General features: G+C 76.8%; 22 protein-coding genes. 12 read left to right on the plus strand and 10 right to left on the minus strand.

The window, feature by feature from the left end; translation table 11 throughout:
- Positions 1 to 158: 158 nt before the first annotated feature.
- Positions 159 to 2,288 (plus strand): DUF6077 domain-containing protein, encoded by a 2,130-nt coding sequence (locus tag Q0848_RS09400; protein WP_299036876.1) that lies wholly within the window; start codon positions 159 to 161, stop codon positions 2,286 to 2,288.
- 126 nt (positions 2,289 to 2,414) lie between these two features.
- Here Q0848_RS09400 and Q0848_RS09405 read toward each other — a convergent pair whose 3' ends face one another.
- The 6 genes from Q0848_RS09405 to Q0848_RS09430 form a co-directional block, all read right to left on the minus strand.
- Entirely contained in the window at positions 2,415 to 3,188 is a 774-nt protein-coding gene (locus Q0848_RS09405) for an acyltransferase domain-containing protein (RefSeq protein ID WP_299036877.1), read from the minus strand.
- On the minus strand, positions 3,185 to 4,003 hold the full coding sequence (locus tag Q0848_RS09410; RefSeq protein ID WP_366146518.1) for a class II fructose-bisphosphate aldolase: 819 nt from the start codon (positions 4,001 to 4,003) through the stop codon (positions 3,185 to 3,187). Before Q0848_RS09410 ends, Q0848_RS09405 begins: the two co-directional genes overlap by 4 nt.
- A gap of 80 nt (positions 4,004 to 4,083) precedes the next feature.
- Positions 4,084 to 5,109, minus strand: a complete 1,026-nt coding sequence (locus Q0848_RS09415; RefSeq protein WP_299036881.1) for a 1-phosphofructokinase family hexose kinase — start codon at positions 5,107 to 5,109, stop codon at positions 4,084 to 4,086.
- The gene (locus tag Q0848_RS09420; protein ID WP_299036882.1) at positions 5,088 to 6,266 is read right to left on the minus strand and encodes an N-acetylglucosamine-6-phosphate deacetylase; all 1,179 of its coding nucleotides are present in this window, start codon (positions 6,264 to 6,266) and stop codon (positions 5,088 to 5,090) included. The genes Q0848_RS09415 and Q0848_RS09420 overlap by 22 nt, the downstream gene beginning before the upstream one ends.
- Entirely contained in the window at positions 6,263 to 7,186 is a 924-nt protein-coding gene (locus tag Q0848_RS09425; RefSeq protein WP_299036884.1) for an ROK family protein, read from the minus strand. Before Q0848_RS09425 ends, Q0848_RS09420 begins: the two co-directional genes overlap by 4 nt.
- Complete coding sequence (locus Q0848_RS09430; RefSeq protein ID WP_299036886.1) at positions 7,183 to 8,058, minus strand: SIS domain-containing protein; 876 nt, start codon at positions 8,056 to 8,058, stop codon at positions 7,183 to 7,185. The genes Q0848_RS09425 and Q0848_RS09430 overlap by 4 nt, the downstream gene beginning before the upstream one ends.
- Positions 8,059 to 8,214: 156 nt before the next feature.
- Between Q0848_RS09430 and Q0848_RS09435 the strand changes: the two genes are divergently transcribed.
- Entirely contained in the window at positions 8,215 to 9,003 is a 789-nt protein-coding gene (locus Q0848_RS09435; protein WP_299036888.1) for a DeoR/GlpR family DNA-binding transcription regulator, read from the plus strand.
- 37 nt (positions 9,004 to 9,040) lie between these two features.
- On the opposite strand, the gene Q0848_RS09440 is transcribed toward Q0848_RS09435, so the two are convergent.
- Complete coding sequence (locus Q0848_RS09440) at positions 9,041 to 9,898, minus strand: DeoR/GlpR family DNA-binding transcription regulator (protein ID WP_299036890.1); 858 nt, start codon at positions 9,896 to 9,898, stop codon at positions 9,041 to 9,043.
- A gap of 176 nt (positions 9,899 to 10,074) precedes the next feature.
- Here Q0848_RS09440 and Q0848_RS09445 point away from each other — a divergent pair, with 176 nt between their 5' ends.
- The 5 genes from Q0848_RS09445 to Q0848_RS09465 all read left to right on the plus strand — a co-directional run bounded on the left by Q0848_RS09445 (position 10,075) and on the right by Q0848_RS09465 (position 16,370).
- Positions 10,075 to 11,649, plus strand: a complete 1,575-nt coding sequence (locus Q0848_RS09445; protein WP_299036892.1) for a DUF4832 domain-containing protein — start codon at positions 10,075 to 10,077, stop codon at positions 11,647 to 11,649.
- Between the two features lie 292 nt (positions 11,650 to 11,941).
- Positions 11,942 to 13,150 carry a Gfo/Idh/MocA family protein gene (locus tag Q0848_RS09450; protein ID WP_299036894.1) on the plus strand — a complete coding sequence of 403 codons (1,209 nt, stop codon included), beginning with the start codon at positions 11,942 to 11,944 and terminating at the stop codon, positions 13,148 to 13,150.
- Positions 13,147 to 14,466: a sugar ABC transporter substrate-binding protein gene (locus tag Q0848_RS09455; RefSeq protein ID WP_299036896.1), complete on the plus strand. Its 1,320-nt coding sequence runs from the start codon at positions 13,147 to 13,149 to the stop codon at positions 14,464 to 14,466. The genes Q0848_RS09450 and Q0848_RS09455 overlap by 4 nt, the downstream gene beginning before the upstream one ends.
- Positions 14,467 to 14,470: 4 nt before the next feature.
- Positions 14,471 to 15,421 carry a carbohydrate ABC transporter permease gene (locus Q0848_RS09460; RefSeq protein ID WP_299036898.1) on the plus strand — a complete coding sequence of 317 codons (951 nt, stop codon included), beginning with the start codon at positions 14,471 to 14,473 and terminating at the stop codon, positions 15,419 to 15,421.
- Positions 15,422 to 15,572: 151 nt separating this feature from the next.
- Positions 15,573 to 16,370 (plus strand): carbohydrate ABC transporter permease, encoded by a 798-nt coding sequence (locus tag Q0848_RS09465; RefSeq protein ID WP_366146519.1) that lies wholly within the window; start codon positions 15,573 to 15,575, stop codon positions 16,368 to 16,370.
- Positions 16,371 to 16,415: 45 nt separating this feature from the next.
- Here Q0848_RS09465 and Q0848_RS09470 read toward each other — a convergent pair whose 3' ends face one another.
- Entirely contained in the window at positions 16,416 to 16,958 is a 543-nt protein-coding gene (locus Q0848_RS09470; RefSeq protein WP_299036903.1) for a PTS glucose transporter subunit IIA, read from the minus strand.
- Between the two features lie 147 nt (positions 16,959 to 17,105).
- On the opposite strand from Q0848_RS09470, the gene Q0848_RS09475 reads away from it, so the two are divergent.
- A complete protein-coding gene (locus tag Q0848_RS09475) occupies positions 17,106 to 17,624 on the plus strand; it encodes a hemerythrin domain-containing protein (RefSeq protein ID WP_299036905.1) in 519 nt (172 codons plus the stop codon).
- Positions 17,625 to 17,758: 134 nt separating this feature from the next.
- Here the strand turns inward: Q0848_RS09475 and Q0848_RS09480 are convergent, their stop codons facing one another.
- Positions 17,759 to 18,826 carry a hypothetical protein gene (locus tag Q0848_RS09480; protein ID WP_299036906.1) on the minus strand — a complete coding sequence of 356 codons (1,068 nt, stop codon included), beginning with the start codon at positions 18,824 to 18,826 and terminating at the stop codon, positions 17,759 to 17,761.
- Positions 18,823 to 19,209, minus strand: a complete 387-nt coding sequence (locus Q0848_RS09485) for a PadR family transcriptional regulator (RefSeq protein WP_299036908.1) — start codon at positions 19,207 to 19,209, stop codon at positions 18,823 to 18,825. Before Q0848_RS09485 ends, Q0848_RS09480 begins: the two co-directional genes overlap by 4 nt.
- A gap of 170 nt (positions 19,210 to 19,379) precedes the next feature.
- On the opposite strand from Q0848_RS09485, the gene Q0848_RS09490 reads away from it, so the two are divergent.
- From Q0848_RS09490 to Q0848_RS09505, 4 genes are all read left to right on the plus strand, one after another.
- Positions 19,380 to 19,577: a hypothetical protein gene (locus Q0848_RS09490; protein ID WP_299036909.1), complete on the plus strand. Its 198-nt coding sequence runs from the start codon at positions 19,380 to 19,382 to the stop codon at positions 19,575 to 19,577.
- Between the two features lie 164 nt (positions 19,578 to 19,741).
- Entirely contained in the window at positions 19,742 to 21,592 is a 1,851-nt protein-coding gene (locus tag Q0848_RS09495) for a glycoside hydrolase family 3 protein (protein WP_299036911.1), read from the plus strand.
- Complete coding sequence (locus tag Q0848_RS09500) at positions 21,586 to 22,935, plus strand: DUF1343 domain-containing protein (protein WP_299036912.1); 1,350 nt, start codon at positions 21,586 to 21,588, stop codon at positions 22,933 to 22,935. The genes Q0848_RS09495 and Q0848_RS09500 overlap by 7 nt, the downstream gene beginning before the upstream one ends.
- Complete coding sequence (locus Q0848_RS09505) at positions 22,932 to 24,731, plus strand: serine hydrolase domain-containing protein (protein ID WP_299036914.1); 1,800 nt, start codon at positions 22,932 to 22,934, stop codon at positions 24,729 to 24,731. Before Q0848_RS09500 ends, Q0848_RS09505 begins: the two co-directional genes overlap by 4 nt.
- Positions 24,732 to 24,743 lie beyond the last annotated feature (12 nt).

Raw genomic sequence — 24,743 nt, forward strand, 5'->3', positions numbered from 1 at the left:
GGTCGTGAGCGTAGGCGTCAGGCGCCGACGGGGCGGGTCGCGACGGCGCCGCCCGCCCGCGCCCCGGGACGCTCGCGGCAGCACCGCGCCCCGACCGGCGCGAGACCGAGCGCGCCGACCTGCCCGGTCGGCGACGCGGGGTCACCTAGCGTGGGTGCGTGGTGCAGACGGCGCGGGCGGCGCGGCCGGGGGCCGTGCGGGCCGACGCGCCGGCGCCCGCCCGGGGCGGGCCTGAGCGCGTCGTCGAGCGGGTCCTCGACGCGAGCGTCCTGCTCCTCGCGACCTGGACGCCCGTCTACCACCTGTGCCTGCTGCTGCGCTGGGGCGTGCCCGCGGCCGTGGCGCTCGAGCTCCTGGCGCTGGTGGCCGTGGGGCTGGTGGTGCTCCGGTCGCGCCGCCGACCCCACGACGACGACGGCGCCGCAGCCGACGCCGCTGTGGTCGACGGCGCCGCGGCCGACCGAGCGGCGGTCGGGGCGCCCGGCGGGCACCGGCGGCGCCCGGGAGGGGCCCGCGCGCTCCTCGTCGTCGCGGCGACCTCCGCGCTGGCCGCGGCGGTGCTGCTCGCCGCGAGGGCCCCCTGGCCCCTGGTGGCGGCGCTGTGGCTGCTGGCCGCGGCGGCCGGGACGCTGCGCGCCGCCGTCGACCTGCGCCGCGCGGACGACGTCGCCGCGGTGCCTGGTCCCCTCCGGCCCAGCGCCCGCCGGCACCGCTCCGGCGTCGGGGTCGCGCTGGCGTGGGCGGCCGGCCTGGCCGTGCTCGCGGCGGCGACGCGGTGGCCGAACCCCGACGACCTCTACTACGTGAACCTCTCGCAGTGGACGGCCGAGCGGGGCACCTTCCCGCTGCGCGACACGATCTTCTCCGACGAGGTCTTCCCGATGACGAGCTTCCCGCCCGTCGCGTCCTACGACGCGCTGGTGGGGACGGTCGCCCGGCTGCTGGCGGTGCCCGCCGCGTCCGTCGTCTACCTCGCGGTGCCGTCGATCGCCACGGCCCTGTCGGTGCTCGCGCTGTGGCGGCTGCTGCGCGCGTGGCGGACCCCGCTGGTCGCCGTCGCGCTGAGCCTGGCGCTCGTCCTCCTGCTGTGGGACGGCGGGAGCGGGTACGCGGCGCCCGGCAACCTGTTCCTCATCAGGCTCTGGCAGGGGAAGGTCGTCCTGCTGTGCCTGGTCGTCCCCCTGCTGCTGGTGGCGCTCCTGCGGCACGCCGAGCGGGCGCTCGCGACCGGGCGCTCGTCCCGGCGCGACCTCGTGCACCTGGCGGCCGGCGGCGCCGCGGCGGTCGGCCTGTCGACGACGGGCATCTTCCTCGTGCCCGTGCTCGCCCTGGGGGGCGTCGCCCCCCTGGTGGTCGCCCGGCGGTGGCGGGCGGCGGCGGCGGGGTTCGGCGCGGCCGCCGCCTACCCGCTCGCCGCGGGGGCGGCCACCCTGCTGGTGGGCGGCCGCTCCGCGGACGACTTCGCCGAGCGCCGCCTCTTCCGCTTCGACCCCTCGTGGTTCGGCCACGAGATCTTCCGCGACGGCGTCGTCGCCCTCGTCGCCGTCGCGGCCGTGCTGCTGGGCGCGCTCCTCGTGCCCTCGCGCGCCGCCCGGGTGACGACGGGGGTGCTGGCGCTCGCGGTCGGCGTCACCTTCGTCCCCGGCGTCACGGAGCTGGCCTACGACCTCGTGGGCCTCGGCCCGACGCTGTGGCGCATCAGCTGGGTCATGACGGTCGCCGCGCTGGTCGGCGTCCTCGGGGCCCGGCTCGCCGACGGCCGGCGGTGGCGGCTGCTGCTGCCGGCCGCGCTCGCCGCGGCGCTCGTCGTCACGGGGGTGCCGATCTGGTCCTCCGCCAACGGCGTCTCGCTCGACTGGCCGCCGAAGCTCCAGCGCGGCGAGGGGTCGGTCGTCGTGGCCGAGGACGTCATCGCCCGCGCGGACCCGGGCGACACGGTGCTGCTGCCCGAGCAGGAGGCGATCACGCTGACCGTCCTGACCACCCGGGTGAAGACGGTCGCCCCGCGCGACTACTTCCTGGACCAGCTGGAGGACGTGCCCGGCTTCCGCTACGACCAGCGGCTGCTCCTCGTGCGCTTCGCGAACGGCGAGGTGGTCTTCGCCTCCGACGCCGAGGTCCTCACCGCTCTCGACGACCTGGGCGTCGACCAGGTCTGCGTCCTCTTCCCGGACGAGGACGCGCCCGCCTACCGGACCAGCCGGATGGTCCAGCGCCTGCAGCTCCTGCGCGACGCCGGCTTCGCGCCCACCCGGCGCATCGGCCGCACCGCCTGCCTCGCGCGCTGACGCGGCGCGGCGGGGCCTGCGGGCAGGACGCTCTCGGGTCGTCTCGTCTTCTCTAGCGATGTGCCGAGAGCCACGCAGAGAGCCGTCGACGGGCTCCGCGCGGGGCGCCGGCCGGAGGCGCCGGGATCACCCGGCCCAGGTGCCGCGCGGCTCGAGCCAGTGCTCTCCGGACCGCAGGCGCCCGAGCGCCAGCCGCTGCAGCGACGTGCGCTGCACGGCCTCCTCGTCACGAGGGCTCCCCGGCTCGAGCAGCTGCTCGAGCGGTCGCCGGAAGAGGAAGCGGGCCGCGGAGCGGTCGCCGGCGGTCGGCTCGCCGCCCCGGTCCGCGCCGGGCAACTCGTCCAGGCGGAACAGCGAGGCGAAGGCGACGATGCCGCTGCTCGGCGGGAGGACCCGGACCAGCCAGGGGTCGAGCAGCCAGGAGGTGCACGTGCACGTCGACGCCCCGACGAGGACGCGCGCGCGGGCCACCGACTCCCGGACCGCGCGGGCGTCCAGCGGCCCGCCCTCGGGGACGTGCAGCGCGTGCCCGTGCGCACCGGCGACCCGCTCGACCTGGAGGCGACCGACGGCCACCACGTCGGCGCGCAGCAGCCCGAGCAGCCACGGCGCGTCGACGTCCTCGCCGTAGGCGTCGACCTTGCGGCCGACGTCCGCCAGGGTGGCGCGCGAGACGTCGTCGGGGAGGCCGAGGGAGCGGTGGCGGGCCAGCGCCGCGGGCACCACGTCGCCGAGCGCGGGCAGCAGCGCCGCGGTCGTGAGCCCCGCCCCCGCCGGTGCCGCGCTCCCGGCGGCCTCGACGACGCGCAGGGCCGTCGCGACGGCGCCCGGCGCGGGCCGCGTGCGCCCCGCCGGGTGACCGGCCAGCCCCAGCAGCGCCCACGGGTCGTCGCCCGTCACGGGGCGAGCAGCCGCAGCAGCCGCTCCACCTCCTCCGCGACCGCCGCCCGTCCCCGGCGGACGTAGCGCCGGGGGTCGACGAGCGCGGGGTCGTCCGCCAGCGCGGCGCGGACGCCCGCCGTGAACAGCGCGTTGAGGTGCGTGGAGATGTTGACCTTCGTCATGCCGGCGCGGACGGCGGCCGCGAGCTCGTCGTCGTCGAGGCCGGAGGAGCCGTGCAGCACGAGCGGCACGTCCACCGCGGCCGCGAGCGCCGCGACGAGGTCGGCGTCGACCGCGGCGACGCGCTCGACCATGGCGTGCGAGGTGCCGACCGCGACGGCGAGCGCGTCGACGCCGGTCGCCGCGACGAACGACACGGCCTCGGCCGGGTCCGTGCGGGCGCCGGGCGCGTGGACGCCGTCCTTGCCGCCGACCTCGCCGAGCTCGGCCTCGACGGCGACCCCTCGCCGGTGGCAGTGCTCGACGACGGCGAGGGTCGTGGCGACGTTCTCGGCGTACGGCAGCGCGGAGCCGTCGTACATCACGCTGTCGACGCCCAGCTCGACGGCCTCGTGGACGAGCGCGACGTCCTCGGCGTGGTCGAGGTGGACCGCGGCGGGCACGCGGGCGTCGCGCGCCTGCTGCAGGACGGCGGCCAGCAGCGGGGCGGCCGAGCCGTGGTAGCGCACGCAGTTCTGGCTGACCTGCAGCACGACCGGCCGCTCGGCGGCCTCGGCGCCCGCCACGATCGCCTCGGCGTGCTCGAGGAGCACCACGTTGAACGCCCCCACGCCGCGACCGGCGGCCCGGGCGTCGCCGAGCAGGCTCGCCAGGAGGGGGACGCCGGCGTCCGAGGTGCCGGGGCCGCTCCTGCGCGCGGGCGGGGATGCGGTCGTCGTGGTGGCTGGGCTGGTCACGAGGAGGGCTCCTGCGGGTCGGTGTCGGGAGGGGTGCGCCGGGGGCGGCGGTGCCCGGGAGGAGGGGCCGCGACCGGGAGGGGAAGGGGGTGACGGGGGGCCCCGGTGGGGGGTGCGGGCAGGCGCCGCTCGAGCTCGACCAGCTCCGCGGCGTCGACGACGCCGGCCACGGGCTGGAGGACGGCGGCCGCGCCGCACACGGCGGCCCAGCGCAGGGCGTCCGCGGTCCCGGCGCCCGCGTCGAGCGCGGCGGTGAAGCCGGCCGTCGCGGCGTCGCCCGCACCGGTGGGGTTGCCCGCGACGGCGGGGACGGCCGGCTGCTCGCACCGCTCGCCGCTGCGGGCGACGGAGAGCAGGCCGTCGGCCCCCCGCGAGACGACCACCTGGCCGGCGCCGAGGTCCAGGAGCCCGGCGACGGCGGTGGCGAGGTCGGGCGCCCCGGTGGTGGCCAGCGCCTCCTCGGTGTTCGGCATCACGACGTCGGCGCCGGCCCGGCAGGCGGCGGCGAGGGCCGCCCCGCTGGTGTCGACCACGACGGCGGCTCCGGCGCTGCGCCCGGCCGCGACGAGCCCGGCCACGGTGCGCTCGTCCGCCCCCGGGGGCAGCGACCCGGAGACCACCAGCTGGTCGCCGGGGCGGCAGGCCCTCGCGACCGCGTCCACGAGCCGCTCCAGCTCCGCCGCCAGGAGGACGGGCCCGGGCTCGGCGTAGAGCGTCGGGTGCGCCGCGCCGTCGACGACGGCCACGGTGGTGCGGGTCTCGCCGGCGACCTCGACGACCTCCGCCGGCAGGCCCTCGGCGGCCAGCTGCGCGGCGACCCACGCGCCCGCGGCCCCGCCGAGGGGCTGGACGGCCAGCGCGTCGCGGCCGAGCGCGCGCAGGACGCGCGCGACGTTGAGGCCCTTGCCGCCCGGACGGCGCTGCACCTCCTGCACGCGGACGGTCTCCCCGACCACCTGGCGCGCCACCCGGTAGGTGACGTCGACGGCCGGGTTGGGCGTCACGACGACGAGTCGAGCCACGTGCCCCTCCTCAGGACGCGCCGCGGGCGGCCGTCGACCACCTCGACGAGGTCGGCCGGGGCGCCCACGGCGAGCGGGGTGCCGGTGAGCCCGAGCGCCCGCGTCGGCGCGACCGACGTCAGCGCGGCGACCTCGGGCAGGTCGGCCCCGCGGGCGAGCAGGCGCGCGACGGCGTCCCCGACCGTCGCCGTGCTGCCGGCGAGCGAGCGCTCGTCGGCCGTCCGGGCGACCCCGTCGCGCACGACGACCTCGGCGCCGGCGAGCTCGTAGCGCCCGTCGCCGAGGCCGGCGGCCGCCATCGCGTCCGAGACGAGCGCCGTGCGGCCGGGCGCGAGGCGCCGGACGAGGTCGACGACGTCGTCGTCGACGTGCTGGCCGTCGCCGATGACCTCCACGGTGACGCGCCCGTCGAGCAGGGCGGCGCCGACGGGGCCGGGCTCGCGGTGGTGCAGGGGCGGCATCCCGTTGAACAGGTGGGTGACGACGCTCGCGCCCAGGTCCAGCGCTCGCCGCACCTGCTCGGCGGAGGCGTCGGTGTGGCCGAGCGCCACGACGACGCCCGCGTCGACGAGGCGGGCCACGGCGTCCAGCGCGCCGGGCAGCTCGGGCGCCAGGGTGACCATGCGCACCGCACCACCACCGGCCTCGAGCAGCACCTCGACGTCGTCCGGCCGGGGCTCGCGCAGCAGGCCCGCGGCGTGGGCGCCGCGCCGCGCCGGCGCCAGCCACGGGCCCTCGAGGTGGAGCCCGAGCAGCTCTCCCGCGCGGACCAGCGGCGACAGCTCGCGCAGGCGCTCGGCGGTGCGGCCCAGCGGTGCGCTGGCGAGGGAGGCCACGAGGGCGGTGGTGCCCGCGGCGGCGTGGTGGCGCAGGACCGGCCCGGGGTCGCTCCCGGGGACGGCGAGGTCGACGCCCGCCGCGCCGTGGCAGTGGCCGTCGACGAACCCGGGCACGGCGGCGGGCAGGTGGGCACCGGCGGGCGGGTGCGCCCCGCCGGGGTCGGGTGCGTGGCCGCTGCCCCGCTCGACGACGACGCCGCCGCGCACGCGCAGCCACGCCGGCCCGTCGCAGCCGCTGCCGTCGACGAGGCGGTCGACGGCGACCACGTGGTCCCGCGACGGGTCAGCGGTCGGCGCGCTCGCGCGGGAGCCGCTCATCCGGGCACCGGGGCGGTCGAGGGGTGCCGGTCCTGCGCGGCGCGGGCCAGCATCGCCGCGCCGCGGGCGGCGGCGGTGTCGCCGTGGACGGCCGGGAGGAGGTGCGGCGCGCGCAGCCCGGGCGTGCGGCGGGCCAGCTCCGCGGCGAGCGGGTCGAGCAGGAGGTCCCCCGCGAGCGCGAGGCCGCCCCCCATGACGACGCGCGAGGGGGCGACGGCCACGACCAGGCCGGCGAGAGCCCCGGCGAGCGCCTCGACGGTCTCCCGCCAGACGGCTCGGGCCGCCGGGTCCCCGGCCCGCACGCGCCGCGCGACGGTCAGCGCGTCCGGCGCGCCGGCGCGGCGGGCCGTGGCGGCGGCCGAGGCGACCTCCTCCACCCGCAGGCCGGCGTGCGGCCCGTCGACCAGCAGCAGCTGCCCGACCTCGCCCGCCCACCCGCCGGCCACGAGCGGGCGCCCGTCCACGAGCACGGCCGCCGCGAGGCCGGTGCCCACCGCGACGAACACCGACACCTCGCCGGACGGCACGTCCCCCGAGGCGCCCGCGGCGGCGGCGTCCTCGGCCACCGCCCCGGCGCGGACGTCGTGGGCGAGCACGACCGGGCGCCCGAGGGCGCCCTCGAGCAGCCGGGTGGCGGGCACGTCGCGCCACCCGAGGTTCACCGACAGGACGGCGGTGCCCGCCACCTCGTCGACGACGCCGGGCAGGGCGACGCCGACGGCGTCGCGCGGGTCGGCGCCCAGGGCGTCGACGACGGCGGCCACGGTCTCGGCCGTGCGCCGGCCGTCCGGGTCCGGCGACGGCGTGGGGCGGCGGTGCTCGGCGAGGACCGCGCCGTCGGGGCCGATCCGCAGGCCCTTGGTGCTGGTGCCCCCGACGTCCACCCCCACGGCGCTCGCCGTCGGCACCGCCGGGCTCACGCGAGGATCACGGAGCGGGTCAGCGACCGGGGCTGGTCCGGGTCCAGGCCGCGGACCTTGGCGACGGCCACCGCGAACCGCTGCGCCACGACGAGCGCGGCCTGGGGGTCCAGGTCGTGCTGGACGAAGGTCGCCCCGGTCCGCCCCACCTGCTCGGCGAGGCCGTCGGGTGCGGCGCCGAGGCTCCAGACGAGGCGGCCGGGCTCGGCGATGGCGACCGGCCCGTGGCGGTAGTCCATCGACGGGTAGGACTCGGCCCAGAACTGCGCGGCCTCGCGCGTCTTGAGGGCCGCCTCGTTGGCCAGGCCGACGCACCAGCCGCGGCCGATGAAGGTGCACTGGTCGGCCGCCGTCAGGTCGGCGAGGTCCAGGGCGAGCGCGCGCTCGGCGTCGGCGACGACGGGCTCGAGGTCGTGCCCCGCCGCCGCCCGCAGGAGGCTCAGGGCGCTCGTGGCGAAGCGCGTCTGCACGACGGAGCTCTCGTCGGCGAACGGCATCGCCACGACGTCCGTCGCCCGCGCCGCCGCCGGGGAGTCGGGCACCGCCGTGACGAGCGTCGTGGGGGTGCCGTCCAGGGCGCCGAGCAGCTCGACGACCTCGGTCGTCGTGCCGGAGCGGGAGATGGCCACGACCCGGTCGTAGGTGCGTCCGAGGGGGAACTCCGAGCCGGCGAAGGCGTCCGTCACGCCGTGGCCGGCCTGCTCGCGGACGACCGCGGCGCTCATGGCGATGAACCAGCTGGTGCCGCACCCGACGACCGCGACCCGCTCACCGGGTCGGGGCAGGGCCTCGCGGGAGGCGGCCGCCAGCGCGGCGGCCTCGCGCCACACCCGGGGCTGGGACGCGATCTCGTCGTCGACGAAGGGAGGCATGCGGTGTTCCTTGTCCTCAGGGCGGTCCCCCGCGCGCTGTGCGATCGATTGTGACCGCATGGAGTCCATGATGAGCATCCTCGCTCAGCGAGTCAACGGACGGACGACCGAGCCGCGCAGTTGCGCGTCCGGTGCCGTCCCCAGGAGTGTTCGGGCATGACGCAGCAGCGGCGCCTGAACCTCGTGCTGGAGCTGGTCAGCGAGCGGGGGACCGTGTCCATCGCCGAGGTCGGCGACGCGCTGGGGGTCTCCACCGCCACCGTCCGGCGCGACCTCAACCTGCTCGCCGAGCAGCGGCTCCTCACGCGCACGCACGGGGGCGCCTCCGCGCTGGGATCGGGCTACGAGCTGCCGCTGCAGTACAAGATCGCCCGCCAGTCCGAGGCCAAGACGGCCATCGCCCGGGCGGTCGCCGAGCTGGTGGCGCCGGGTGACGCGGTGGCTCTCAACGGCGGGACGACGACGAGCGAGGTCGCGAGGGTCCTCGGGTCCAGCGAGGCGCTCGGCGGCGGTGACGCCCCGGGGGTCACCATCGTCACCAACGCGCTGAACATCGCCTTCGAGCTGTCGGTGCGCGAGCACGTCAAGATCGTCGTCACGGGCGGGGTGCCCCGCCGCCAGTCCTACGAGCTGGTGGGCCCGCTGGTCGCCTCCTCGCTGCGGGACCTCAGCGTCGACCTCGCCGTGCTGGGCGTCGACGGGCTGAGCGGTCGCTTCGGCGCGACGACGGTGCACGAGGGGGAGGCCGAGGCGAGCCGCCACATGGCCGCGGTCGCGCGCCGGGTCGTCGTGGCCGCGGACTCGACCAAGCTCGGCCGCTCCACGTTCGCGCGCATCTGCGCGCTCGAGGAGGTGGACCTCCTCGTCACCGACCGGCCCGCCGAGGAAGCTGTCGCGGCCGAGCTGGCGGCCGCCGGTGTCGAGGTCGTCGTCGCGCCGGCCTGAGCCCCGCGCACCCGCCGCGCGGCGGCGCTTCCGCGCCTCACGGCTCGACGACGGTCACCGCCAGCCCGATGCGGCGCAGCGCCTCCACTTCGGCCGGAGGCGCGCTGACGTCGGTGACGAGCTCGTCGACGTCCTGCGCCGCGCAGATGCGGGCGAGGCGGACCCGGCCCAGCTTGGTGCCGTCCGCGACGACGACGGTGCGGCGCGCCCGTCGGATCATCGCGGCGTTGACCGCCGCCTCGACCTCGTCGTGGGTGGTCAGGCCCCCCGCTGCGCTGATGCCGTCCACCCCGACGACGGCAGTCCCCAGGTTGACCGCCTGCAGCGTCTGCTCCGCCCACGGACCCACCAGCTCGGAGGACTGCGAGCGCACGACACCCCCGGTCATGACGACCTTCACCTGGGGGCGCAGCGCGAGGTCCAGCGCCACGTTGAGCGCGTTGGTGATGACCGTCAGCTGGCTGCGGTCGGCGAGGCACCTCGCGACGGCGTCCGTCGTGCTCCCGCCGGTCAGCCCCAGGGCGTGAGCCCCGAGGGGGACGCGGGTCGCGGCCTCCCGCGCGATGGCGAGCTTGGCGTCGCGCTGCTCCCCGCCGCGGTAGCGGACGGGCACCTCGCGCCCGTCGTCGAGCGCGCGGGCGCCCCCGTGGAGGCGGCGGAGGAGCTGCTGGTCCTCGAGGACGGCCAGGTCGCGGCGCACCGTGGCCGCGGAGACGCGCAGCAGGCGCGCGAGCTCGGCCGCTGACGTGGTCCCGGGAGCGCCGGCCCGCACGTGCTCGAGCAGCCGGGCGAGTCGGTGCGCGCGGTCCCGCCCCGGGGACGCAGCGGGTGCGGCGTCCGGAAGGGCGCTGCTCCCGGGAGGACCTGCCCGGTGGCCCCCGTGCTCGTCCGTCACGGGCGCGACCGTAGGTGGTGAGCGCTCACCCGCGCAGGTCTCCTGCGCGTTCGCGCAGCCGCGGTGCGCACCTGCCCCTCGCCCGGTGACAGAGCGTCGTCCAGGGATCACGCTCCCGGCACCGACCCACCCGCGGCCGGGCCGCCGAGCCCCGCCGCCCACGAGGAGGAGCAGCCATGGCGGAGCAGCACCGAGCCGGCACCCCGGGACGGACGACGGCGCCGGCCGCAGGAGCGGCGCACCGGCGCCCGGGCCGACGCGCGAGAGGGCTGGCGCTGCTGGCCCTCCCGGGCCTCGTCGGCCTGGCGGGAGCCCCGACGGCCTCGGCGGACCCGACCGGCGCCGAGGGGCGCGTGCGCGCCGTGCAGTACGCGGAGTCCGACGACGTCCTCGCCAACCCCGAGCGCGGGTGGTACCGGCACACCGAGACCCACTACCGCGAGGACGGGTCCGGGTACACGCCGCTGGACGCCGACGTGCTCCGCGGCTACCGCGCCGAGGGCACCACGCAGGTCCTGCGGGTCTTCTACCTCGAGAGGTTCGCGGAGACCCCGCAGCTGGACCAGGCCTGGCTGGACCTCGTCCAGGCCGACCTGGACACCGCCCGGGAGGCGGGCGTCAGCGTCATCACGCGGTTCGCCTACCGGCAGGGCGGGGCCTGGCCCTACTCCCCGCCGTACGGCGACGCGCCGCTCGACGTCGTGCTGGCCCACATCGAGCAGCTCTCGCCGCTCCTGCACCGCAACGCGGACGTCGTCCCCGTCCTGCAGCAGGGCTTCGTCGGGCTGTGGGGGGAGGGGTACTACACCGACCACTTCGTCGCGGACCCGGCCGAGCCCGGAGTCGTCACGGAGGAGGACTGGGAGCGCCGGGGGCAGGTGCTCCGGGCGCTCCTCGACGCGGTCCCGCAGGAGCGCTCGGTGCAGGTCCGCACCATGCTGACGAAGCAGGTGGTCTTCGACGTCCCCAGCGGGGAGGCCGGGGCCCTGGCCCCGGAGGAGGCGTTCGGCGGCAGCGACCTCGCGCGCGTCGGCCACCACAACGACTGCTTCCTCGCGAGCCCCGACGACTTCGGGACCTTCCTGTCCGACCCCCTCTCCCTGGACCAGGAGTACCTCGCGCGCGAGACCCGCTTCGTGCCCATGGGCGGGGAGACCTGCACCGTCAACCCGCCGCGCTCGGAGTACCCGTCCGCCTCGGCCGAGATGGCGCGCTACCACTTCTCCTACCTCAACGCCGACTACAACCGGGACGTCCTCGGCAGCTGGGGCGAGGACGGGCTCGCCGAGGTGACCGACCGCCTCGGCTACCGGTTCGTCCCCGAGGAGAGCCGGGTCCGCAGGACGAGCAGCGGCGGGCGGCCCACCCAGGAGCTCGCGGTGGACGTGCGCAACGACGGCTGGGCCGCGCCCTACAACGAGCGCCCGGTGCACGTCGTCCTCGAGGGGGCGCGCGGCGCCTTCGCGCTCGACACCGGGGTGGACGCCCGCACCTGGGCGGCGGGCACCACGAGCACGGTGTCCGTCCCGCTGTGCGGCGTGCCCACGGGTCGCTACGCGCTGCACCTGCACCTGCCGTCCGGGGACGCGGGCACGGCCGGGAACCCGGACTTCTCCGTCCGGCTCGCGGCGGAGGGCACGTGGGAGCCCGCGACCGGCTGGAACGACCTGCAGCAGGAGGTCGTGGTGACGGGCGGCGGCGCGGGCTGCGACGTCGAGGTCTCGCCGCTGGCGCCCGCGCCCCGGGGCTGACCGGCGGGGCTGTCCGGCGGGCCGGAGCCGGCGGGGTCGGAGCCGTCGGGGCGGGCCCCGACGGCTCCGGTCGCGTCCGGGGACGTGCCTGCCGGCGCCGTCGACCGCTCGGCGACCGGCCCGCCCGGCGGCCCCGTCCTGCAGCGGTGGGCGGGATGTGCGCCGAGACCCTGGTCAGTCGTCGGACGGCCGGTTACTGTTCACTCGTGCTCGATTGACGCGCCAACGCGTCAGTCTCGATCACAGCCCCGACGCGCGGCGTCGGTGTGCGGCCCCGGCGGGAGGGATGGCGATGGTGCTCGGCCCAGATCAGGACGTAGCGGTCGCGGTGGTGGGCACGGGTGCCCGCAGCGTGATCGCCCAGCACGTCTCCGCCGTCCGGCAGGGCGCGCGCGTCGTCGCCGCCGTGGACACCGACGAGGCCGGGCGCGAGCGGGCCCGGGCGCTCTTCGGCCAGGTCCCCGTCCACCGCGACCACCGGGCGCTGCTGGACGCGGGGGGCGTCCACGCGGCCGTGGTCACCACCCCGGACGACACCCACGCGGACATCGCCGTCGACCTGCTGCGCGGCGGCGTGGCGGTGTACCTGGAGAAGCCGCTCGCGACGCGCCTCGAGGACGCCGACCGGGTGCTGCAGGTGGCCGCCGAGACGGGGACCCCGCTCTACGTGGGGCACAACTTCCGCCACGCCGGGGTCGTGCGCGCCATGAAGGAGGTCCTCGACCGGGGGGAGATCGGCGAGGTCAAGACCATCTGGGTCCGCCACTTCGTGGGCAACGGCGGTGACTACTACTTCAAGGACTGGCACGCCGACCGCCGGCGCACCGGGACGCTCCTGCTGCAGAAGGCCAGCCACGACATCGACGTGGTCCACCACCTCGCGTCCTCGTACACGCGCCGCGTCGTCGGCATGGGCGACCTCATGGTCTACGGCGACGTCCAGGACAGGAGGTCGCGGGCCGGCGAGACGATGCCGGACTGGTTCTCCTACGACAACTGGCCGCCGGCCGCGCAGACCGGGCTCAACCCCGTCGTCGACGTCGAGGACGTCTCGATGATGATGATGGGCCTCGACAACGGCGTCCTCGCCAGCTACCAGCAGTGCCACTTCACGCCCGACTACTGGCGGAACTACACGGTGATCGGCACCGAGGGCCGGCTGGAGAACGTCGGCGACACCGGCGGCGGCGTCGTCAAGGTCTGGGACCGGCGCCGCGAGTGGTCCGCCGCGGGCGACCGCGAGTACCCCGTCGCGGGCGTCACCAGCGGCCACGAGGACGCCGACGTCCTGACGATGACGGAGTTCCTCGACCACGTCGTCGACGGGGCCCCCCTCACCGTCTCCCCGGTCGCCGCGCGCGCGGCCGTGGCCGCCGGCGCGCTCGCCGCCGCGTCCCTGCGCGACGGCTCCCGCCCCCTCGACGTCCCGCCCCTGGACCAGCACGTGCTCGACCACTTCGCACGGACCTCGCGCCCCGCCCCCGAGAGGACGACCCGATGACCACCACCGGCTCCCCCGCCCGCCCCGCCCGTCGCCTGCGCGGCGCCCTCGCCACCTCCCTGGGTCTGCTGCTCGTGGCGACCGCCTGCGGCGGCTCCGAGCCCGGCGGTGGCGGCGGGGCGGCGGCCGAGTACACGCCGCCGGGTGACGACCTCGAGGCCTCGCTGACCTACAGCGTCTGGGACCAGACGCAGGTGGACAGCATCGAGGCGAACATCGCGGCGTTCCAGGAGCAGCACCCGGGCGTCGAGGTGAGCGTGGACGTCACGCCCTTCGGCGAGTACTGGACCAAGCTGCAGACGCAGGCCTCCAGCGGGACCCTCCCCGACCTGTTCTGGATGAACGGCCCCAACGTCCAGCTCTACGCGTCCAACGACCTCCTCGCGCCCCTGGACGGGGCCGTGGAGGCGGGCGACGTCGACCCGGCGAACTACCCCGAGTCGCTGATCGACCTCTACACCTACGACGACGCGCTGTACGGGGTCCCCAAGGACTTCGACACCATCGCCATCTGGGCGAACCGGGCGATCTTCGAGCAGGCCGGTGTGGAGGTCCCCGAGGGCGACTGGACGTGGGAGGAGTTCCAGGCCACCGCGGCCGAGATCTCCCAGGCGCTCGAGGCCGAGGGGATCTACGGGGCGGCCGGCGGCATGGACGGCCAGACCACCTACTACGACACCATCTACCAGGCCGGTGGGTCGGTCATCGAGGACGGGGAGTCCGCGTACGACACCCCCGAGGCCCAGGCGGGCATCGACTTCTGGCGCGAGCTCATCGAGAGCGGCGGGTCGCCGACCATGGCCCAGCTCACCGACACCACCGCCGACCAGTGGTTCACGTCGGGCCGGCTCGGCATGTACTGGGGCGGCAGCTGGTTCCGCGCGGCCCTGACCGACACCCCGGTGGCCGAGGACGTCGTCGTCCTGCCCCTGCCGACCGGGGAGGAGCAGGCGACCGTCATCCACGGCGTGGCCAACGTCGTCGCGGCGAGCTCGGACCAGCAGCAGGCGGCGCAGGCCCTGCAGGTCTTCCTGGCGGGCGAGGAGGCCCAGCGCCAGCTGGGCGAGGCCGGCTCCGTCATCCCCGCCTACACGGGCACGCAGGACACCTTCACCGAGTCGATGCCCGACGCCGACCTGCAGGTCTTCCTCGACGCGCTCGACTACGCCCAGCCGCTGCCCGTGAGCGAGAGCACCGCGGAGTGGAACGCGCTCGAGGTCGAGCTGCTGCCCCAGGCGTTCTCCGGGGCCGAGCCGGTCGAGGAGGTCACCACCGAGCTGGCTCAGCAGATGGACGCCGTCCTCGCGGAGGGGTGATCCCGTGGCCAGCCCGACGAGCGCGCCCGGGCGGTGGCGCGCTGCCGGGGCCCCTGCGGACGAGGGGGGCCGACGACGCCCGCTGCGGCGGGACGGCGCCTGGCCCCTGCTCTTCGCCGGGCCCCTGGTCACCGGGATCGCCGTCTTCTACCTGTGGCCGGTGGTGCAGACAGCCTGGTTCTCGCTCACGACCTCCGAGGTGTTCGGCGGGTCGACCTTCTCGGGCCTCGACAACTACCGGGAGCTCTTCGCGGACCCGCTGCTGTACCGGAGCCTCGCCAACACGCTCGTCTACACGGGCGTCGTGCTCCTCGGCATCCCCATCGCGCTCTACCTCGCGAGCCTCCTGAACCTGCCCGGTCTGCGCTTCGCGTCGTTCTACCGGGTCCTGTACTTCCTGCCCTACGTGGCCATGCCGACGGCGGTGGCCATGGTCTGGCGGGTCATCTACAACGGCGACTTCGGCCTCGTGAACCACGTGCTCGGCCTCGTGGGGATCGAGGGCCCGTACTGGATCAGCACGCCCGGGGCCGCCATCCTCGCGGTCTCCGTGGTCGGCCTGTGGTCCTCGCTGGGGTTCTCGATGATCGTCGTCGCGGCCGGGCTGAAGAACATCCCGCCGGAGTACTACGAGGCCGCCGAGCTCGACGGGGCCTCGCGGTTCCGGCAGTTCCGCTCGATCACCGTGCCGCTCCTCGCGCCGACCATCTTCTTCCTGCTCGTGGTGACGGTGATCGCCAGCTTCCAGCTGTTCGACCTGCTCTACGCCATCCTCGGGAACGCGAACCCGGCGCTCTCGCAGAGCATGTCGCTCGTGTACTTCTTCTACCAGGAGGGTTTCGTCAGCAACGACAAGGGTTACGCGGCGGCGATCGCCATGGTCATCTTCGCCATCATCGGGCTGACGACGGCCCTGCAGTTCAGGCTCCAGAGGAGGTGGGCGCAGGGTGGCTGAGCCGACGACGAGGCAGACCCGCCCGGGCGTGCTGCCGGTGGGCGAGCCGCTGACCGCCGTGCGGACGCGCGCCGCGGTGCGGGGGGAGCGCGCGACCCCGGGGGTCCCCGCCGCCCGCAGGCGTCGACGGGGCGGGCGCCACGGGTCGCACGTGCTGGCCCACGTGGTCCTGGCGACGGGCGGCTTCGTGATGGCCTTCCCGTTCCTGTGGCAGCTGGTGATGTCGCTGTCGACGAACGCCGAGGTCCAGAGCGTCACGCCGACGTTCTGGCCGGCGGAGCTGCGCTGGGAGAACTACGCGGCGGTCTTCGACCGGCTGCCCTTCCTCGACCAGCTGCGGACGTCGGTGTCCATCACCGCCATCCGCACGATCGCGCAGATCCTGTTCTGCACGCTGGCCGGGTACGCCTTCGCCCGGATGCGCTTCCGGGGCCGGTCGCTCCTGCTGGGGCTCGTGCTCTCGATCCTCATGGTCCCCTCGCAGGCCTACCTGCTCTCGCAGTACCAGATCGTCCAGGGACTGGGCCTGCTCAACACCGTCGGGGGCCTGGTCCTGCCGGGCCTGTTCAGCGCCTTCGGCACCTTCCTCATGCGGACGGCGTTCGCCGCGATGCCCGAGGAGCTCGAGGAGGCGGCCCGGCTGGACGGGGCCGACCAGTGGCAGGTCTTCTGGAAGATCATGCTGCCCCTGGCGCGGCCGACGATCAGCGTCCTCGCCATCACGTCGGTGCTGTGGAGCTGGAACGAGCTGCTCTGGCCGCTGGTCGTCTCCTCCTACAGCGAGAGGATGCCGCTGTCGGCCGGCCTCGCGACGCTGATCAGCGACCGGACCACCGACTACCCGGTCGTCATGGCCGCCAGCCTGCTGGCCATGGCACCCGTGCTCCTGCTCTTCGTCGTGCTGCAGCGGCGGGTCATCGACGGTCTGGCCAGCTCCGGCCTGAAGTAGCGGCACCCGCTCCGCGGGGGCGGGTGCCGCCCGGCGCCGTCGGCCTCAGCGCTGCCAGGTGTAGAGCCGGTCGCCCGCGGACACCCGGCCGGCGGTGAGGTCGGTGAGCGACTCGTCGGGGGCGTCCATGGCGATCACCGGGACGAGGGGCGACCGGCCGCCGCGCTCGACGGCGCCGGGGTCCCAGCGGACGACCGGTTCGCCGGCCTCGACGACGTCGCCCTTGTCGACGAGCAGCTCGAAGCCCTCGCCCCGCAGCTGGACGGTGTCGACGCCGAGGTGCACGAGGACGCCGGCGCCGTCGTCGCCCGCGACCACGAAGGCGTGCGCGTAGATGACGACGACGCGGCCGCCGATGGGCGCGACGGCGTCGACCGGCCCCTCGCGGTCGGGGTCGAGGGCGAGCCCGCCCCCGGGCAGCCCCTGCGCGAAGACGCGGTCGGGGACGTCGGCGAGCGGGCGCACCGCCCCGGGCACGGGAGCGAGGACCTCGCGCGTCGTCGCGGGCCTGCGGGTGGCGGGGCCGCGCCCGCCGCGGCTGCGGCCCGGCTCCGGGCTCGGCACCTGCTCGGCTGCCTCTGCCTCCATGGGGCTCCCTCTCTGCTGCCGGCGTCCAGCGCCCGGTGGAGCGCGGCGCTGCTGGACGCCGACCGTACGCGCGCGGGGGGCCCGCGCAGGTCGAGCGGTCGCGCGCGCCGGTGGTCCGGGGCGGGCGGCGGTGCCAGGCTCCGGCGCATGGACATCTGCGACTACATCCTCCACGACCACGACGAGCAGCGGCGCCTGTTCGCGATCCTCGACGAGGTGCCCCGCGAGGACGCCGACGCGCTGGGCGCGATCTGGGGCCGGCTCGCCAACCTGCTCGAGGTGCACGCCCAGGCGGAGGAGGAGCTCTTCTACCCGCGCCTGCTGCAGGTCGGGAAGGGCGAGGGCGACAAGGACAGCGCCGAGGACGAGACGCTCGACGCCGTCGAGGACCACGACGACATCCGCGAGGGCGTGCGCGCCGCCGAGGCGCACGAGGTGGGCACCCAGGACTGGTGGGACGCCGTCTACGCCGCCCGCAAGGCCAACGACGACCACATGGGCGAGGAGGAGCGCGAGGCCCTGCCGGACTTCCGCCACCACGCCTCGGCCCAGGAGCGCCACGACATGGCCGTGCGGTTCGCCGTCTACGAGGCCAAGCACGCCGACGGGCGCGGCGTGGACGCCAGCGAGCGCGGTGCCCAGGCGTACGTCGACGCCCACAGCTGACGCCCCCGCGGGCCGAGCGCGCCCACCTGCAGAAGTCCCGGGTGCTGGGCGTCACCGCAGGGCAGGGGCCTGCCGGGGCGTCGCGGCAGGACTTCTGCAGGTCGCGCGGCGCGCGGCGCCAGGACGACGAGGTGTCAGGCCGGCGCGTCGCCGTCCCGTCGTCGCCGCAGCGCGGACACCGCGAGGAGCAGGGCGAGGGCCGCGGTGAGGCCGACGAACCAGGTGAGCCCGTCCTCGAGCGCGGCGGACACCGCGAGGACGACCAGCAGGCCCACCTGCGCGAGCCGCAGGCGGGCGGACCGGCTCGCCCGCCAGCGCTCGCGCTCCCCGGAGGCGTCGACGAGCGCGAGGGCGTGCAGGCGCGGGTCGCCGAGCTCGACGGCGGGGTGCGCGGCGCCGCTGGCGAGCACGTGCCCCCGCGCCTCCGCCGCCATCTCGCGGGCGCGGGAGCGGGGGACGGCGTGGCGCCCGCGCAGCACGCCCTCCAGCCGGCGGTACCAGGCCTCCGGGGTGGACGGCGACGAGCCCTCGCCGACCGGGCGCACGTCGGTCGGCAGCCGCAGGCCGACGGCGACGAGCGCCACCCCGGCCAGCCCGAGGGCGAGGGCGGGCACCCGCCCGACGACGTCGGCCGGTCCGCCCGTCAGCACGGCGGCCGCGGCGACGAGGACGGCGACCGTCGCGGCCCCGGCGGCCCAGGACGAGCGCAGCCGTCCCCCGCGCCGCAGCCGCACGACCACGCCGGCGAGGACCGCCACCAGGGCGACGAGGGGGACGCCGACGAGGTGGCGGACGGCCACGGGCAGCCACCAGCCCGTCGCGACGGCGGCCGTCACGGCGGCGGCGAGGCCGACGGCGCCGCCGGTCACCAGCCCGACCGCCAGCGCGCTGCGGCCGTCCTCCTCGCCGGCGCGCCGCTCGGCGGGCTCGCCGTCGGCGAGCTCCCGGGCGTAGGCGTCCGCCGGGCCGAGGAGGTCGACGGCGCGCTGCCGGGAGTCCTCGACGGCCGCGGCCGCGACGGCGAGCGCCTCGTCGACGGCCGTCCCGGGCAGGCCGTGGTCGAGGAGGGCGACCAGGCGCACGCGGTCGGCCCACGCCTCGTCCTCGACGGTCCACGCGCGCGGCTCGGGGACGGGCTTCCGCGGGTCGGACGGCCCGGGGGGCGGCTGCCGGGGCGCGCGGCGTGCGGGGGTGCTGCTCATCGGGCGGTCCTCCCTGCCGGGACGGGCGGCTGTGCGGTCGTGCGCGGCGCGTGGTCGCCGTCCAGGCGGAGGAGCGCGTCGGTGCGCTCGCGCCACTGCGCGAGGAGCCGGGTGAGGCGCTCTCGCCCCGCCGGGGTGGCGCGGTAGACCTTGCGGCCCGGGCCGCCCTCGCCCTCGGCCCAGGTGGCGGCGACGCTGCCCTCCTCCTCGAGGCGTCCCAGCACGGGGTAGACGGCGCCCGGGCGCACCTCCGTGATCCCCAGCTCGCGCAGGCGGACCGCGACGGCGTACCCGTGCGCGTCGGCCTCGGCCACCACGGCGAGCACCCACGTGCCGAGCGCGCCACGGGTCGACTCCGCGGCCAGCCGGTCGACGTCCGTCACAGGGTCGACCCTACCGACGACTAGTCCGTCTGCGCGACTAGTCGTCCAGATGGACTCGCGTGCTGGAGCGGGCGCCCGTCCGTCGCGCCGGTCGTGCGTCACGTCGGGGTCGACCGATCGTCGCCCCCTGACTATTCACAGTGCGTATACATCGTGCGTAGGGTGGGGACATGAGCATCGAGACCGCCCTCCTCGGCCTGCTGGGGCCGGCTCCCGAGCACGACGACCCGCAGGGTCGCGGCGCCGGACCGCAGTGGTCGCACCTCGTCCGGCACCTCGAGGAGGAGGCGCCGGCGGAGCTCGCCCGGTGGGCGGCGGCCCTGGACGTGCCCGGCGGCGTGGGCCGCACCGCCGCCGGCCGCCCCTGACCCCGCACGGTGCCGGCGTCGGGCCTCCGGCCCGGCCTGGGGGGCTCAGGGGGTCTTGACCGGGTTGTCCGGTCCGGTTCATAGTCCATTGGTCTACCGGTGCGCAGCGACGCGCTCGCCGGGCGACGCGACCGGTCCGCCCGCCGAGCCCCTCAGGAGCGCCCGTGACCCGCCAGCTCGCCACCTCCTCGCCCAGCCCTGCGCCGGACGCGCGCGCCGGCACCGCGCGCCGTCGGCGGCGGCGGTCCCTCGCCGCGCTCGCGGGGGCGGCCACCGTCCTGGCGCTGGCCCCCGTGGCGCCGGCCGCGGCGGAGCCCGCGACCAGCCGCGAGGACGTCTACGTCAAGCGGACGATGCACCGGATGACGCTGGAGCAGAAGGTCGGCCAGATGATGACCGGCTACGTCTACGGCACCGACGCCTCGACGCCGGACCCGCGCAACACGGCCCTCTACGGCGTCGCGACGCCCGCCGGGGTGGTCGAGGAGTTCGCGCTGGGCGGCGTCGTCCACTTCGCGTGGACCGACAGCTTCAGCCGGGGCCCCGAGCAGCTGGCGCGGCTGGACAACGGCCTGCAGGACGCCGCCCTGTCCAGCGGGCGCCGGGTGCCGCTGCTCGTCGCCGCCGACCAGGAGCAGGGGATCGTCACCCGCCTGGGCCCGCCGGCCACCGCCTTCCCCGGCTCGATGGCCCTCGGCGCCGGTCGCAGCGCGCAGGACGCGCGCACGGCGGCGGCCATCACGGGTGAGGAGCTGCGCGCCGTGGGCATCACGCAGGACTTCGCGCCGGTGGCCGACGTCAACGTCAACCCCCTCAACCCGGTCATCGGCGTCCGCTCGTTCGGCTCCGACGCCGCCCTCGTCAGCGAGATGGTCGCGGCGCAGGTGCGCGGCTACCAGGAGGACGGCGGGATCGCCGCCGCCGCGAAGCACTTCCCCGGCCACGGCGACACGGCGGTCGACAGCCACGTGGGCCTGCCCGTCATCGACCACACCAGGCAGGAGTGGGAGGAGATCGACGCGCCGCCGTTCCGCGCGGCGGTCGAGGCCGGCGTGGACGTGGTCATGACGGCGCACATCGTCGTGCCGTCGCTGGACCCGTCCGGCGACCCGGCCACCCTCTCGGAGCCGATCATGACCGGCCTCCTGCGCGAGGAGATGGGCTACGACGGCGTCATCACCACCGACTCCCTCGAGATGGAGGGCGTGCGCACGAAGTACGGCGACGGCGAGGTGGCCGTCCGCGCGCTCGAGGCCGGCGCCGACGTCCTGCTGATGCCGGCGCAGCCGCGCCTGGCGGTCGACTCCGTCCTCGGCGCCGTCGCGTCGGGCCGGCTGACCGAGGAGCGGCTCGACGAGAGCGTCGATCGGATCCTGCGCCTGAAGTGGCGCCGCGGCGTCGTCGCCGAGCCGAAGGTCGACCCGGGCGCCGTCGCCGGCGTCCTCGGGGCGCCGGAGCACCGGGCGGCCGCGCAGGAGATCACCGACCGCACCACCACGGTGCTGCGGGACGACGACGACCTCCTGCCGCTGGCGCCGGCGGAGGAGCCGCGCGACGTGCTCGTGACCGGCTGGGGCGTCGCGACGACCGCCGCGCTCGGCGACGCGATGGCCGCCCGCGGCGACGCCGTCACCGTCCGCCAGACCGGGGTCGGGACCGACGCCGCCGTCGTCGCCGGGGCGGTCGCGGCCGCGGAGGGCTCGGACCTCGTCGTCGTGACGACGAACGGGGCCTGGGGCGCCGCGGCCACGGGCCAGCAGCGCCTGGTGGCCGACCTCGTCGCGACGGGCGTCCCCGTGGTGCACGTCGCGGTCCGCGACCCCTACGACATCGCCGCGCTGCCCGGGGTCAGCACGTCGCTCGCGACGTACTCCTCCACCCCCGTGTCGATGGAGTCGGTCGCCCGCGTCGTCCACGGCGAGGTCTCCCCGGTCGGGAAGCTGCCGGTCGACGTGCCCGTCGCCGGCGACCCCGGCAGCACGCTGCTGCCCTTCGGCTTCGGGCTCACGTGGTGACCGGGGGCGCGAGCCGCCGCGGCTTCCTCGGCGCCCTGGGCGCCGGTGCGGTCGCGGCGCCGGCGGCGGCCCTGGGGGGCGCGCTCCCCGCGGCGGCCGGGACCCGCGACCGCCCGGTGCGGACCGGCACCGACCGGCGCCGTCCCCGCGTGACGACGGGCGCGGACCGCCTGGCCGCCGACGGCTTCGCGGCCCTCGCCGGGCAGCGGGTCGGCGTCATCACCAACCCGACGGGCGTCCTGGCGGACCTGCGGCACGAGGTCGACGTCATGGCCGCCAGCGGCGCCGTCGACCTGCGCGCGGTCTTCGGCCCCGAGCACGGGTTCCGCGGCGCGGCGCAGGCCGGGGAGTCCGAGGACACCTACGTCGACGAGCGCACCGGCGTCACGATCTACGACGCCTACGGGGCGGGGGCCGAGGACTTCGCCCGCCTCTACGCCGAGGCCGACGTCGAGACGGTCGTCTTCGACATCCAGGACGTCGGCGCCCGCTTCTACACCTACGTCTGGACGATGTACGACGCCATGGTCGGGGCGGCGCTGTCGGGGCGGCGGTTCGTCGTCCTCGACCGGCCGAACCCGACCGGCGGGCGGGCGCGCGGCCCGATGATGACGGACCCCTTCCGCACCTTCGTGGGCAACCAGCGCATCGTCCAGCAGCACGGCATGACGGTCGGCGAGCTGGCGGCCTTCCTCGACGGCGAGCTCATCACCGAGCAGACGGGCGGCCCGCGCCTCGGCGACGCCCTCGAGGTCGTGCCGATGCGCGGCTGGCGCGGCGACCTGCCGTTCGAGGACACCGGGCTGCCCTGGGTGCCCCCGAGCCCCAACGTGCCGACGCCCGACGTCGCGCTCGTCTACGCGGGCACCTGCTGGTTCGAGGGCACGTCGATGTCCGAGGGCCGCGGCACGACCACGCCCTTCCAGACCGTGGGCTCCCCGCGCGCCGACTGGCGGTGGGCGGAGGCGGTCGCCGGGTACGACCTCCCGGGTCTCGGCGTCCGGGAGGCGTACTTCACGCCCAGCTTCTCCAAGCACGCGGGAGCGGTCTGCGCCGGCCTGCAGCTGCACGTCACCGACCCGACCCGCGTCGACGCCCTCACGGCGGCGACGGCGATGCTCGTGGAGGCCCGCCGCCTCGTCGAGGGCTTCGCGTGGCGCCGCGACGCCTGGGACGCCGCGCGCCCGTACTGGGTCGACAAGCTCTCGGGCTCGACGCGCCTGCGCGAGATGGTGGACGCCGGGGCATCGGTCGCCGACATCACCGCCGCCTGGGCGCCGGAGCTCGCCGCCTTCGAGGAGCAGCGGCGGCCCTACCTGCGCTACGGCGGGGGACGGGCGTGAGGCGGGCGGGGCTCGTCGCGGCGGGCGCCGCGGCGGCGCTCGTGCTCGGCGGCGGGGCCGCCACGGGTGCTCCGGCTGCGCCGTCGGCGCCGACCGCGCTCGCCGACGCCCCGTCGGGGCGCTTCGACGTCCCGCTGCCGGGGTTCTCGCCGCCGACGGCGCTGCGCGACGGCACGCCCGCGGAGGTCGGGCTCGACCCGGCGCCGCTGCGGGCTGCGCTCGACGCCGTGGCGGCCCGCTCGGCGGAGGGGCCCGCCGACCAGCGGCTCTACCCGGGGTCGGTCGCCCTCGTCGGGCACCGCGGCGTCGTCGTGGCGCGCGAGGCGAGCGGCCTCGCCGTCCAGTACGCGGGCGAGCCGGGGGCGACCGCGGCGGTCGAGCTGCCGGCCGACCAGCAGGTGCCGATGACGACGGACACGGTCTTCGACATGGCGTCGGTGTCCAAGCTCTTCACGTCCGTCGCGGTGATGCAGCAGGTCGAGGCCGGCCGCGTCGACCTCGACGCCCCGGTGGTCCGCTACCTCCCCGAGTTCGCCGCCGGCGGGGCGGCCAAGTCCGACGTCACGGTGCGCCACCTGCTCACGCACACCGCGGGCTTCGCGCCGTTCGTCCCGCTGTGGAGCCTGTACCCGGACCGGGAGTCCCGCGTCCTCGGGGCGCTGCAGCAGCCGCTGCAGACCGAGCCGGGCACGGCGTACGTCTACAGCGACCTGTCGATGATCGCGCTGGGCGCGCTCGTCGAGCGCGTGACCGGGGAGCGGCTCGACGTCGTCGTGCGCGAGGGCCTCACCGCGCCGCTCGGCATGGAGGCCACGGGCTACGCGACGCCGGACGCCCCGGTCGAGGGAGCGGCGGCCACCGAGCTGCAGGTGGTGCCGCCGCGCGGCGTCGTCCGCGGCGAGGTGCACGACGAGAACGCCTGGTCCCTCGACGGCGTCGCCGGCCACGCCGGGGTCTTCTCGACGGTGGACGACATGGCGGTCCTCGCGCAGACCCTGCTCGCGGGCGGCGTCCACGTCGGCGACGACGGCCCCGTGCGCGTCCTGTCCGAGCGCTCCGTGCGCGCGCTCGTCACGGACGAGAACACCGAGTTCCCCGGCGACGCCCACGGCCTCGGCTTCGAGCTCGACCAGCGCTGGTACATGGACGGCCTCTCCGGGCCGCGCACCGCCGGCCACACGGGCTACACCGGGACGTCCTTCGTCCTGGACCACGCCAGCGGCTCCTTCGCCCTGCTGCTCACCAACCGGGTGCACCCGACCCGCACCGGCGGCTCGGTGAACCCGCCGCGCCGCGCGCTCGCGCGGGGGCTGGCGCAGGCGCTGCGCGTGCCGCCGCGGGTGGGCCCGGACGCCTGGTCGACCCAGCCGGTCGACGGTGCGACCCAGGTGCTGCGCGCCGCGGTCGACGTCCCGGCGCGGGGCGGCGAGCTGTCCTTCGCCGCGCTCGTCGACGTCGAGGGCAGCGACCCGCTCGTCGTGGAGTCGTCCGCGGACGGCGGCGCCACGTGGCGTCCCGTGCCGCTGCGGGCGCGCGACACCGCACGCGGCGTCGTGGTGCCGGCGCGCGACGGCGTCCTCGCCGCCTCCGGCCACCGGACGTGGTGGGACGTCACCGGCCGCCTGCCGGGAGGTCAGGAGCTGCTCGTGCGCTGGCGGTACGAGACCGACGCGCTCTACCTCGGGCGCGGCGTCGTCGTCGACGACGTCCGGGTCGAGGCGCGCGGCGACGTCCTGCTCGACGCCGAGGCAGACCCCGAGGCGCTCGTCGCGGACGGGTGGGTGCGCACGTCGTGAGGCCGTCGACGG

The sequence above is a fragment of the uncultured Pseudokineococcus sp. genome (assembly GCF_947495735.1).
Lineage (GTDB): Bacteria > Actinomycetota > Actinomycetes > Actinomycetales > Quadrisphaeraceae > Pseudokineococcus.